This is a genomic window from Micromonospora sp. LZ34, assembly GCF_052981855.1.
Genome location: NZ_JBRIQN010000005.1, coordinates 14046 through 25243, shown reverse-complemented (window position 1 = coordinate 25243; position 11198 = coordinate 14046). Strand labels below are relative to the sequence as shown.

The 11198-nt window shown below is 75.0% G+C and carries 11 protein-coding genes and 5 tRNA genes; 9 read left to right on the top strand and 7 right to left on the bottom strand.

Going from position 1 to position 11198, the window contains the following annotated elements; translation table 11 throughout:
• Positions 1 to 53 precede the first annotated feature (53 nt).
• Positions 54 to 1250: an alkane 1-monooxygenase gene (locus ACVCAH_RS07795; RefSeq protein WP_447135369.1), complete on the top strand. Its 1197-nt coding sequence runs from the start codon at positions 54 to 56 to the stop codon at positions 1248 to 1250.
• A 79-nt stretch (positions 1251 to 1329) separates the two neighbouring features.
• Here the strand turns inward: ACVCAH_RS07795 and ACVCAH_RS07790 are convergent, their stop codons facing one another.
• On the bottom strand, positions 1330 to 1932 hold the full coding sequence (locus ACVCAH_RS07790) for a TetR/AcrR family transcriptional regulator (RefSeq protein WP_447135368.1): 603 nt from the start codon (positions 1930 to 1932) through the stop codon (positions 1330 to 1332).
• A gap of 294 nt (positions 1933 to 2226) precedes the next feature.
• Here ACVCAH_RS07790 and ACVCAH_RS07785 point away from each other — a divergent pair.
• The 3 genes from ACVCAH_RS07785 (at position 2227) to ACVCAH_RS07775 (ending at position 2491) form a co-directional block, all read left to right on the top strand.
• Positions 2227 to 2299: transfer RNA gene (locus ACVCAH_RS07785), tRNA-Gly, on the top strand.
• A 34-nt stretch (positions 2300 to 2333) separates the two neighbouring features.
• Positions 2334 to 2404 (top strand) — tRNA-Cys (locus tag ACVCAH_RS07780).
• A 12-nt stretch (positions 2405 to 2416) separates the two neighbouring features.
• Positions 2417 to 2491 (top strand) — tRNA-Val (locus ACVCAH_RS07775).
• Between the two features lie 131 nt (positions 2492 to 2622).
• On the opposite strand, the gene ACVCAH_RS07770 is transcribed toward ACVCAH_RS07775, so the two are convergent.
• A complete protein-coding gene (locus tag ACVCAH_RS07770) occupies positions 2623 to 3603 on the bottom strand; it encodes a helix-turn-helix domain-containing protein (RefSeq protein WP_447135367.1) in 981 nt (326 codons plus the stop codon).
• Positions 3604 to 3674: 71 nt separating this feature from the next.
• Between ACVCAH_RS07770 and ACVCAH_RS07765 the strand changes: the two genes are divergently transcribed.
• On the top strand, positions 3675 to 4490 hold the full coding sequence (locus ACVCAH_RS07765; RefSeq protein ID WP_447135366.1) for an isocitrate lyase/PEP mutase family protein: 816 nt from the start codon (positions 3675 to 3677) through the stop codon (positions 4488 to 4490).
• A gap of 89 nt (positions 4491 to 4579) precedes the next feature.
• Here ACVCAH_RS07765 and ACVCAH_RS07760 read toward each other — a convergent pair whose 3' ends face one another.
• A complete protein-coding gene (locus tag ACVCAH_RS07760; protein ID WP_447135365.1) occupies positions 4580 to 4828 on the bottom strand; it encodes a DUF6458 family protein in 249 nt (82 codons plus the stop codon).
• Positions 4829 to 5003: 175 nt separating this feature from the next.
• Between ACVCAH_RS07760 and ACVCAH_RS07755 the strand changes: the two genes are divergently transcribed.
• Positions 5004 to 5076: transfer RNA gene (locus tag ACVCAH_RS07755), tRNA-Gly, on the top strand.
• A 36-nt stretch (positions 5077 to 5112) separates the two neighbouring features.
• Positions 5113 to 5187 (top strand) — tRNA-Val (locus ACVCAH_RS07750).
• Between the two features lie 16 nt (positions 5188 to 5203).
• On the opposite strand, the gene ACVCAH_RS07745 is transcribed toward ACVCAH_RS07750, so the two are convergent.
• The 3 genes from ACVCAH_RS07745 to ACVCAH_RS07735 are packed head-to-tail and all read right to left on the bottom strand — an operon-like array spanning position 5204 to position 7944.
• Positions 5204 to 5848 carry a response regulator gene (locus ACVCAH_RS07745; RefSeq protein WP_447135364.1) on the bottom strand — a complete coding sequence of 215 codons (645 nt, stop codon included), beginning with the start codon at positions 5846 to 5848 and terminating at the stop codon, positions 5204 to 5206.
• Positions 5845 to 6984, bottom strand: coding sequence for a sensor histidine kinase (locus tag ACVCAH_RS07740; RefSeq protein WP_447135363.1), 1140 nt, complete (start codon positions 6982 to 6984; stop codon positions 5845 to 5847). The genes ACVCAH_RS07745 and ACVCAH_RS07740 overlap by 4 nt, the downstream gene beginning before the upstream one ends.
• A gap of 9 nt (positions 6985 to 6993) precedes the next feature.
• Positions 6994 to 7944 carry a hypothetical protein gene (locus tag ACVCAH_RS07735; protein WP_447135362.1) on the bottom strand — a complete coding sequence of 317 codons (951 nt, stop codon included), beginning with the start codon at positions 7942 to 7944 and terminating at the stop codon, positions 6994 to 6996.
• Positions 7945 to 8146: 202 nt separating this feature from the next.
• On the opposite strand from ACVCAH_RS07735, the gene ACVCAH_RS07730 reads away from it, so the two are divergent.
• Positions 8147 to 9151, top strand: coding sequence for an NAD-dependent epimerase/dehydratase family protein (locus tag ACVCAH_RS07730; protein WP_447135361.1), 1005 nt, complete (start codon positions 8147 to 8149; stop codon positions 9149 to 9151).
• A gap of 11 nt (positions 9152 to 9162) precedes the next feature.
• Here the strand turns inward: ACVCAH_RS07730 and ACVCAH_RS07725 are convergent, their stop codons facing one another.
• Positions 9163 to 10134, bottom strand: a complete 972-nt coding sequence (locus ACVCAH_RS07725) for an Acg family FMN-binding oxidoreductase (RefSeq protein WP_447135360.1) — start codon at positions 10132 to 10134, stop codon at positions 9163 to 9165.
• Positions 10135 to 10463: 329 nt separating this feature from the next.
• Here ACVCAH_RS07725 and ACVCAH_RS07720 point away from each other — a divergent pair, with 329 nt between their 5' ends.
• Entirely contained in the window at positions 10464 to 11102 is a 639-nt protein-coding gene (locus ACVCAH_RS07720; RefSeq protein ID WP_447135359.1) for a response regulator, read from the top strand.
• Positions 11103 to 11198: the final 96 nt, after the last annotated feature.

The following is an 11198-nucleotide window of genomic DNA, read 5'->3' as shown; positions in this document are numbered from 1 at the left end:
AAGGGTTGGCTCGGGTGCCAGGGTCGGGGCAGTCCCCGGATCGGAGGTCGACCATGGCGACCGGTGCTCCCGCGACCGTCCCTCCCACCCGCTGGCGCGACCCGCGCCGGCCGTTCTGGCCGCTGACGCTGCTCGTCCCGGCGCTGCCCTTCCTGGGCTACGCGACGTGGCGGGGCACCGACGGTGGCTGGGCCTGGTGGCTCACCCCGGCGATCGTCTTCGGGTTGATCCCGATCGTCGACCTGCTGATCGGCGACGACCGGAGCAACCCGCCGGAGGCGGCGGTGCCGCAGTTGGCGGCGGACGGCTACTACCGCTGGCTGACCTACCTCTACCTGCCGGCCCAGTACGCCGCCCTGGTGCTGTGCTGCGCGGTGTGGGCCCGCGGCGGGCTGTCCCCGTTCGGCGCGGCGGGCCTGGTGCTCACCGTCGGGGTGGTGAACGGCATCGCCATCAACACCGCGCACGAGCTGGGCCACAAGCGGGAACGGCTGGAGCGCTGGCTGTCCAAGGTGGCCCTCGCGCCGACCGGGTACGGACACTTCCACGTCGAGCACAACCGCGGCCACCACGTCCGGGTGGCCACCCCGGAGGACCCGGCCAGCTCCCGGCTGGGGGAGAGCTTCTGGGCGTTCTGGCCGCGTACCGTCGCCGGGAGTCTGCGCTCGGCCTGGCGGCTGGAGACCGGCCGGTTCGCCATCCGCGGCCGCTCCCGGTGGACCTGGCGCAACGAGGTGCTCAACGCCTGGGCGATGACGGTCGCGCTGTTCGTGGCGCTGGTCGTCGCGTTCGGCCCCGGGGTGCTGCCCTTCCTGCTGCTCCAGGCGGTGGTCGGGTTCTCCCTGCTGGAGGCGGTCAACTACCTGGAGCACTACGGGCTGGCCCGGTGGCGCACCGCGGCCGGCCGGTACGAGAAGGTCGACCCGCGGCACAGCTGGAACAGCGACCGGGTGGTCACCAACGTCTTCCTCTTCCAGCTCCAGCGGCACAGCGACCACCACGCCAACCCGCTGCGCCGCTACCAGACGCTGCGCAGCTTCGACTCCTCGCCGCAGCTGCCCGCCGGCTACGCCACCATGGTGGTCGCGGCGCTGGTGCCACCGCTGTGGCGGCGGATGATGGATCACCGGGTGGTCGAGCACTACGGCGGCGACATCGAGCGGGCCAACGTCCACCGGCCGGCACTGCCCCGGCTGCGGGAGCGCCAGCGCCGGCGGGCCGCGGCCGGCTCCGGGCGGTACGCCCGCTGAGCGGTCCCGCCCCCTTCGACCGGATCGGGGGGGGCGTCGGTCCAGCTTCCCGGGCCGGGCCGGCCGACCCCGGCCGGGGTCAGTCCAGCTCGGCCGGGTCGAGGCCGAGTTCCCGGGCGGTCACCAGGCGGACCCACTCGGCGAACTGGCGGCGGGAGATCACCCGGTCGTGCACCGCGAGCTGCACCGCCAGCCCGTCCATCAGCGCGCTGATCCGCCACGCCGCACCGGCCGGGTCGGCGCACTCGAAGGTGCCGTCGCGGACCCCGTCGGAGATCACCGTGGCGAGATCCTCCCGCCAGCGCAGGTCGAGCCGGCGAGAGATCTTCTCCAGCTCGGGGGTGCGCAGCGACTCGGCCCAGCCGTCGATCCACATCGCCCAGGAGATGGTCCGCCCGGCCGGGGTGTAGAGCTTGAGGATCCGCCGCAGCTTGGTCAGTGGCGGGGCGCTGGACCGGACCACCGCGCCCAGCCGGGCCAGGTCCTGCTCGACGGCGTACGCGAACGCCTGCGAGAGCAGTCGCTCCTTGGTGGCGAAGTGGTAGAAGACCAAGGCCTGACTCACCCCGGCGGCCTGTGCCACGTCGGCCGTGCGGGTGTTGGCCAGGCCGCGTTCGACGATCACCTCACAGGCGGTGCGCAGCAGGGCATCCAGGCGGATCTCGGCCGCACGTCTCGTCACGTCCGTTACCGTAGCCCATCTGTCCGAACACAGTCCGTTACCGAAACGGCCTGCCGCGCCCCTAAAGTCAGATGCCAGACAGTTCCTGACCTGCGGAAACGTGAATCACGTATCGTCGCCTGTCAGTTCGTCGTCAAGATCGACGCTCGCCGGTCGCCCGGGCCCGGCGACCCTCCTAGGAAGCCCGGGGGTGCGTGCCCGCGGACACGGACGCGCCGAGTCGCCCCCCGAGTTGGCAACCGTTCGCCGGCTCGGCTAAAGTTCTCATCCGTCACCGGGTAATGCCGGGGGCACGCGGACGTAGCGCAGCTGGTAGCGCATCACCTTGCCAAGGTGAGGGTCGCGGGTTCGAATCCCGTCGTCCGCTCGGAGCTGCCGCCACGCATGACGGGGGCAACCTCGGTGGGGTGGCCGAGAGGCGAGGCAACGGCCTGCAAAGCCGTGTACGCGGGTTCAAATCCCGTCCCCACCTCGACACAGACGCGGGCGATTGGCGCAGTGGGAGCGCGCTTCCTTGACACGGAAGAGGTCACTGGTTCAAACCCAGTATCGCCCACCAGGTAAGTCAGTACATCGAACGGCTCGTTACCGGACATCCGGTAACGAGCCGTTCGGTTTCCCCGGATGCTCCCACTCGTGGGCCAGCGCCCGCAGCACGTCGGGCCGGGCGGCCCGCATTGCGGGCGACGGTCAGCCCGCGGCGGCGAGCAGCGCCTCGGCGACCTCGGTGCGGACGCTGAGCAGCGTCCGGCCCTGCCGGTGGGTGGCCACCAGCCCGGCCGCGCGCAGCGCGGTGAGGTGCTGCGACACGCCGGCCGGGGACATTCCGGTGCGGCGGGCCAGCTCGTTGCCGGAGGTCGGCGCCGCCAGCTCGGCCAGCAACCGGGCCCGCCCCGCCCCGAGCACGGTTGCCAGCGCCGCGGGGGTGGCGGCCGGGCTCTCCCAGAGCGTGCCGACGCCGCGGGCCGGGTAGCCGAGCTGCGGGGCGTCCCCGGCGGCGACGCTGAGCACCGACGGCCAGACGAAGACCGACGGGATCAGCACGAGGGCGCCGCCGGCGGGCACGTCGGGCGCGGTGCAGTGCCGCTGGTCGATGCGGAGCGTGCCGTCCTCCCAGCGGACCCACTCGTGCAGGTCGTTGAGGAGCGCGGCGGCGCCGTCCTCGGCCAGCCGGCGGGCCCGGGCGAACACCTCCGCGTCGAGCAGCACCCGGATCCGGGGCCAGTCGGCGGCCACCCCGGTCCGCCAGTACGCCTCGATCTCCCCGGCCAGCCGGCGCAGGCCCGCCTCCGGGTCGGCGTACAGGGCGGCCACCGCGGGCGGCCGGTCGCCGGGGCAGAGGTCGAGCTGCGCCCGTACGGTCGCGGCGGGGGTGGCCCGCAGCGCCGCCAGCTCGGCGGCCAGGTCGGGGTTGAGCCCGGCCGGTGGCGGAGTGAGGAAGTCGGGGAAGTAGCCGGGGGCGGCCGGGATCAGCTGCCAGAGCAGCCCGCCGTCCGACCCGACCAGCCCGGCCTCGGCCAGGCGCGGCCGGACCCGGCGCACCCAGGGCAGATGCACGGCGTGACGGCCCGGCGCGCGCAGCACCCGGACGCCGGCGGCCACCTCCCACAGGCAGGAGACGGCGAAGCGGATCCGGGCGACCCCGCCCGCCGACAGGCCGATGGCGACCACGGCACCCCCCGTTGGATTCAGCTGGGACTGAAACGATACTGCCGGCGGGTGGACCCGCCCAGACTGGCCGGGTGAGCGATCAACACAGCCGAGCAGAACTGTTCCGTTCCCTGCACACCGCCGGGTCGCCCCTGGTCCTGGTCAACGCCTGGGACGTGGCGAGCGCCCGGATCGTGGCCGCCGCCGGCGCCCGCGCGGTGGCCACCACCAGCGCCGGCGTCGCCTGGAGCCTCGGTGCCCCGGACGGCGACGCCCTCGGCCGCGAGGCGGCCGTCGACCTGGTGCGCCGGCTCGTCGCCGCGGTGCCGGTGCCGGTCTCCGCGGACATCGAGTCCGGCTACGGGGCGAACCCGGCGGAGGTCGGCGAGACCGCCCGGGCGGTGATCGCCGCCGGCGCGGTGGGGGTGAACATCGAGGACGCCCGGTACGACGGCGGGCCGGTCCTGCGCGACGTGGACGACCAGTGCGCCCGGATCGCCGCGGTGCGGGCGGCCGCGGACGCCGCCGGCGTGCCGGTGTTCGTCAACGCCCGCACGGACACCTTCCTGCGCGCCGTCGAGGGGGCCGAGGCGACCGTGGTGCGGGCGAAGGCGTACCTGGCCGCCGGCGCGGACGGGGTGTTCGTGCCGGGCGTGGTCGACCCGGACACCATCCGGGCCCTGGTCACCGGCCTGTCCGCGCCGGTCAACGTGATGGCCGGGCCGGGCGCCCCGGCGGTGGCGGAGCTGGCCCGGCTGGGGGTCGCCCGGGTCAGCCTCGGGTCGTCCGTCGCCCAGGCGGCGTACGCGGTGGCCCGGCGGGCCACCGACGAGGCGCTCGGCGCGGGGACGTACGGGGCGCTCGCCGACGGGCTCGACTACGGCACGCTGAACGCCCTGATGGGCTGACCGGCGCACGGTGACGTGCCGGCCACCGGGGTGGTGGCCGGCACGTCACCGCCGCGACCGTCCAGCTCCGTCGGCCGCGCCGACGCCGGTCAGAGCGGCGGGGCGATGTCCCGGCGCTCCTCGACCCGCCGGTACTCCACGGGCTCGACGGGCTCGGTGGTGCTGACCACCTGGCGGCGCCGGCCCCAGATGAGCGTGGTCATGATGAGCCCGAGGACGCCGGCCGCCATCAGGATCCAGCCGACCACGTCGAGGTCGATGCCGCCGACGCTCGCGTCCAGCGCGAAGGTGAGGATCGCGCCGACCGCGATCAGGAAGATGCTGGTGCCGATACCCACGACAGCCTCCTTGTCAGGGAATGTGGTGTGCTGTCGAGGGTCTTCAGTACCCCGGCGCTGACCAGCGCAACCATGCCGTGGCCCGGCCGGGCGGCCGGGCCGGGGGTGGGCCGACGGACCGGCGGATCTTGTCATCGGGTAGAGTTCAGCCCGTCGCCGGGACCGCCGGCGGCACGCGGACGTAGCGCAGCTGGTAGCGCATCACCTTGCCAAGGTGAGGGTCGCGGGTTCGAATCCCGTCGTCCGCTCGATCCACCCCGACACTGCCGCCGGGTGGTCACCAGGGGCGATTGGCGCAGTGGGAGCGCGCTTCCTTGACACGGAAGAGGTCACTGGTTCAAACCCAGTATCGCCCACCATCGAGCCGCGGACCGGTCAGCCGGGTTGCCCGCCGGTCGCGGCGTAGACGGCGAGCTGCACCCGGTTGGCGCTGCCGGTCTTGGTCATCAGGTTCGCCACGTGGGTCTTCACGGTGGTGACGCCGAGGTGCAGCCGGGCGGCGATCTCCGGGTTGGAGAGCCCCTGACCGACCAGCGCGAGCACCTCGCGCTCGCGGTCGGTGACGCCCGCCGGCGCGACCACCGGGGACCGGTTCGGCTGGGTGCGGACCGCCTGCTCGACCAGGCGGCGCAGCACGGTTTGGCTGAACGGGCTGTCCCCGCCGGCCGCCCGCCGCACCCCGTCCAGCAGCTCGGCCGGGCTGCTGTCCTTGACCAGGAAGCCGCAGGCGCCCGCGGCCAGCGCCGGGTAGAGGTGGTCGTCGTCGTCGAAGGTGGTCAGCACGACCACCCGGATCGAGGGCCGGTGCGCCAGGATCCGCGCGGTGGCCGCGGTGCCGTCGACACCGGGCATCCGCAGGTCCATCAGCACCACGTCCGGGCGCAACTGCTCGGCGAGCCGGACCGCGGCCGCCCCGTCGGCCGCCTCGCCGACCACCTCCATGTCCGGCACGGAGCCGCAGAGCATCCGCAGGCCGGCGCGGACCAGTTGCTGGTCGTCGACGAGCAGCACCCGGATCATGCCGCGGCTCCGGTGGGCACTCGCGCGGTCAGCCGCCAGCCGGCGCCGGCCGGGCCGGCGTCCAGCCGGCCGCCGAGGACCTCCACCCGCTCGCGCAGGCCGACCAGCCCGTGCCCGGCCGGCCCGCCCGACGGGCTCCCGGTCGGGCCGCCGAAATCGTGCAGGTCGAACTCGACCCGATCGTCGTCGACCTGGATCGACAGGCGCGCCCGGGCCGCCGGGCCGGCGTGCTTGGCCACGTTGGCCAGTCCCTCCTGGGTCAGCCGCAGCACGGCCAGCGCGGTGCGGGAGTCCAACCGGACCACGTCGGGGTCGATCTCCGCCTGCACGTCCAGGCCGATCCGGTGGCTGCGGTCCACCGCGGTACGCAGGGCGACCGGCAGCCCCTCCGGGTCGACGAAGGCGGCGTCCCGGGTGGCGCCGGGGTCGCGTAGCACGGCCACCAGCCGGCGCAGGTCGGTCAGCGCCCCGGAACCGGTGGCGTGCACGTCGTCGAGCACCTCCCGCACGCGCGGGTCGTCCAGCGGCAGCACGTTGCGGGCCACCGCCACCCGCAGCACGATCGAGGCCACGTGGTGGGCCACCAGGTCGTGCAGTTCCCGGGCGATGGCCGTGCGTTCCTCGGCGCGTACCCGGGACACCTCGTGCCGGGCGCGGTCGGCGGCCTGCCGGTTCAGCTCGCCGAGGGCCCGCACGTGCATGCCGAGCAGCAGCGGCGCCGCCACCCCGGCGGCCGCGGCGTAGACCACGGTGAGCGCGATGTCGACGAGTTCGTCGTAGTCGGAGAGCATGCTGCCGGCGACGCCGACGGCCAGCCCGGTCCACACCTGCCAGCCGGAGCGCCGGGCGCCCAGCTCGAACATCGCCCAGGCCAGCGCGACCGCGGGGACGGCGTCGTTGTCGGCGCCGAACAGGTAGCCCACCGCGAACGCCGCGGACACTCCACAGACGACGGTGAACGGGGACCAGATCCCGACGTAGCCGAAGAGCAGGACGCCCACCGCGAGCCCCCGGTCCAGCGGGCTCAGGGCGGCGCCGTCCGGGGTCAGCACGAGGTAGCCGACCCCGGTCAGGCTCACCAGGGTGAGCCTGACCGCCGTGTACCGCTCCTCGAACAGCCGCTCCACCCAGAGCATGCCGGCATCCTACGCAGCGGGCCGGACGGGCAGTAGCGCGGCGGACCGGACGGGAAGCAGCCAGGAGGCCGTCGCGGCGACCGCCGTGGTCAGCACCAGCGCGGCGACCACGGCGAGGGTGGTGGCGTCCGGGGCGGTGAGCGGCTGGCCGCGCAGCGCCTGCCAGGTCACCAGCACCAGCAGCCCGGTCCAGGCGAACGCGAAGACGAACACCAGGCGGGCGCGCCGCGCCGCGTCCCGGACCAGCCCGGGCAGCAGCATCGCGAACAGCAGCACCGCCTGCAGGCCGTGGATGCCGACGAAGTGCCCGACCCGCAGGTCGCCGCCGGTGGTGCTCCAGCCGGTCAGCGGCATGCCCGGCCCACCGTCGGGCACCCCGACCGCGTGCGCGCCCATGGTGGTGCCCAGTCCCCGCTCGTCGAGGGCCAGTTGCGCCTCGGTCGGCACCACCATGGTGAGGCCCTGCAGCAGGCCGACCAGCAGCACCACCATGCCGAGCCGCACCGCCCAGGTGCCGGCCCGGTCCGGCATGCCGTCCCGCCAGAGCAGGACGGTCAGGATCGCGGTGCCCAGCCACAGCACGGCGATGAAGCTGCCCATGGCTCGCCACATCGCCTCGTCGAACGGGGTGGCCTCGTTGAAGTGGCTGGCCCGGCCACGGGCGGCCTGGGTGACGATGATGCCGACCTCCAGGACGGCGGTGGCGACGACGGCGTACGACGTCCAGCGGGCGGTGCGCCGGCCGCGCCGCAGGTGCGCCATCAGCCAGGCCAGGGTGAGCCCGTAGAGCACGAACGAGGCGGCGAACTTCGCGGGCTTCAGCCATATCGGCTGCCCGCCGAGGGTACGGCCGTCGACCACCAGGCCGACGGCGCTGACCAGGAGCAGCCCGGCCATCAGGGCGGCGAGGAGGGTCAGGGCGGGGCTGCCCCGCCAGGCGGTGCGCAGTGAGGTCGTCATGCCTTCGACGATCGTCGTGGCCGATGGCCGGCACCTCCTGCCGCGCGGCCGGACCGAGCTCCTGCCACCGGCCGCGCCTCCTCCGACCGCAGGAGGCCGGCAGCAGGAGGCGCCGGCACTCCGGGCGGCTTCTGCTGTCAGCAGATCCGCTCACCGTGAACATCGGGCCGGGGCGCCGCCGCGAGGCGGCACAGTGGAGCGCATGAGACTGCTGGTGCTGGGTGGTACGGGTTTCGTGGGCGGGGCGACGGTCGCCGAGGCGGCCCGCCGGGGCTGGTCGGTGACGGTGCTCAACCGGGGGCTGCACGGGAGCACGCCGCCGGGCGTACACCGGCTGCGGGGTGACCGGACGGCGCCGGACGGGCTGGCCGCGCTGGCCGGCGGCGAGTGGGACCTGGTGGTGGACACCTGGGACGGCGCGCCCCGGGCGGCGGGCGACGCGGCGCGGGCGCTGCACGGCCGGGTCGGGCACTACGCCTACGTCTCCAGCGGGTCGGTCTACGCCGAGCCGGTCCAGCCGGGCTCCGCGGAGGACGCGCCGGTGGTGGACGCCGACCCGGACGCCACCGACGGCGACTACCCGCACCTCAAGGCCGGCGCCGAGCGGGCCGTGCGGCAGGTGTACGGCGAGGCGGCGCTGATCGCCCGGGCCGGGCTGATCCTCGGGCCGGGGGAGGACATCGGCCGGCTGCCCTGGTGGCTGGAGCGGATCGCCCGCGGCGGGGAGGTGCTCGCGCCCGGCCCGGCCGACCTTCCGCTGCAGTACGTCGACGCGCGGGACCTGGCCGGTTGGCTGCTGGACCGGGGCGCCGACCGGCTCGGCGGCACCTTCAACGTGGTCGGTCGCACCGGGCACACCACGATGGGCGAGCTGCTCGACGTGTGCGTCGCGGCCACCGGTTCGGACGCCCGGCTGCGCTGGGTCGACCCGGAACCGATCCTGGCCGCGGGCGTGGTGCCCTGGAACGACCTGCCGATCTGGATCCCGCTCGGGCACGAGTACCGCTGGTTGCAGGAGCGCGACGTCAGCCGGGCGTACGCGGCGGGGCTGACCTGCCGCCCGGCCGCCGAGACGGTCGCCGACACCTGGGCCTGGCTGCGCCGGGTGGGCACGGTGCCGCCGCGGGCCGGGCGGCCGCAGCGGGCGAAGGTGGGGCTCGACCCGGCCCGGGAGGCGGCGCTGCTGGCCGGCCTCACGCCGGCCTGACCGACGGGCGGTCACGACCGGACGGGCAGGTCCAGCACGTCGTCGACGTCCCGGCGGGGCGTCGGCGACCCCGGCTGGCCGTAGCCGACCCGCAGCACCATCTGCGGGGTGCCGAACCGGCCCAGCGAGAGCCGCAGCTGCTCCCGGGCCCCCGGCACCTCGATCGGTTGCGAGAGCATCGACACCGACAGCCCGGCGTCGGTCGCGGTGAGCAGCACCCGCTGCAGCGCCTGCCCGGCGCGCACCTGGTCCACCGCCGTGTTGCCGACGGAGCCCAGGACGGCCACCAGCGGCTCCGGCTCGAAGTCCCGCCCCAGGGCCCGGTCCTGCCCGCCGAAGCCCCGGGACGGCAGCAGGTCCTGCGGTTCGCTCCGCGGGCCGCCGGCGGCGGCCGGCACCCCGTCCGGGGCGGGTTCGCCGCGCACCCAGTCGGTGCGTTCGGCCCGGTGGGCCGGGTCGCGTTCGAGGACCCGGTGGGCGCCGCGGGCGATCTCGGCGAACGCGTTCACCGCGCTCACCCCGATCAGCAGTTCCAGCCAGCACTGCTCGGCCCGGGCCGCCTCGGCCAGCCGCCACCGGGCGTCGGCCGGCACCGGGTCGGGCCAGAACGGCGCCCGGTTGCTGAACCGGCGGGGGATGGCCGCGTGCAGGCTCTGCTCGGCCGGGGTCGGCGGGCGGGGGAGGTCGGGCGCCAGCCGGGCCACCACGTCCGGCTCGGCCGGGTACGGGCGCAGCCGAACCTTCGCGGGGCGGCCCGCCACGGCCAGCGCGAGCCGCAGGTTGAACAGAGCCGCCCCGCAGGCGATCCGGACGCCCCAGCCGCTCGGGTCGGTGGCCGGCAGCCGCCGGGAGGCGTCGACGAGCACCTCGATCCCGCCGTCGCGCAGCCGGAACCGCCACGGCTGGGTGTTGTGCAGCGACGGCGCGCGTACCGCGTCGGTGACGGCGGCCCGCAACTGCTCGACGGTGTAGGCGGTGTCCATGGTCGCGCTCCTTCGGCGGGGTTCACCTCGACGGTGCGCCGGCCGGGCCCCCGCCGGACAGGGCCGGACGTCCCGTCCGCCCGGGCCCGACCGCCCTCCGCCGCAGGTCAACGGTCAGGTGACCGCCGCCCACCGGCATCCGCCCGCCTCGGCGGCCGCGGCTGCGCCGCCCGGTCCAGCCGGGCCTCTCGAGGGTCGGCGCGCTGAGTCTCCCGAGTGTCGGCGGCCGGCCGGTGGTCGGCCCGGCTCGCGTCCGTCCGGCGGCAGGTCATGGCGGTTCGGGACCTTCGGCCCGTGCCGGTGCGCCCGGCAGCGGGTAGAAACGAGGAATGATCCGGGTGTTCCTCCTCGACGACCACGAGGTCGTCCGTCGCGGCCTCGCCGACCTGTTGCAGAGCAGCGGCGACATCGAAGTGGTCGGCGAGTCCGGCTCCGCCCCGGAGGCGGCGCGGCGCATCCCGGCGCTCCGGCCGGACGTGGCGATCCTCGACGCCCGGCTGCCCGACGGCAACGGCATCGACGTGTGCCGCGACATCCGGGCCGTGGACTCCTCCATCAAGGGCCTGATCCTCACCTCGTACGAGGACGACGAGGCGCTGTTCGCGGCCATCATGGCCGGCGCGGCCGGCTACGTGCTCAAGCAGATCCGCGGCACCGACCTGGTCGACGCGGTGCGCCGGGTGGCGGCCGGGCAGTCACTGCTCGACCCGGCGATCACCACCCGGGTGCTGGAGCGGATCCGCAGCGGCGTCGAGCAGCCCCGGGAGCTGAAGGACCTCACCGACCAGGAGCGGCGCATCCTGGAGTACGTGGCCGAAGGGCTCACCAACCGGGAGATCGCCGGCAAGATGTTCCTGGCGGAGAAGACGGTCAAGAACTACGTCTCCAGCGTGCTGGCCAAGCTGGGCCTGGAGCGCCGCACCCAGGCCGCCGTCCTCGCCACCCGCCTCCTCCGCAAAACCCCCTAACCCACCCCCACCCCGCCGCCCCACCCGCCGACCCCGGCGCCCACTTTCAGAGAACGAGTGGCTTCGCCGCGCCCGGAGGCCACTCGTTCTCTGTAC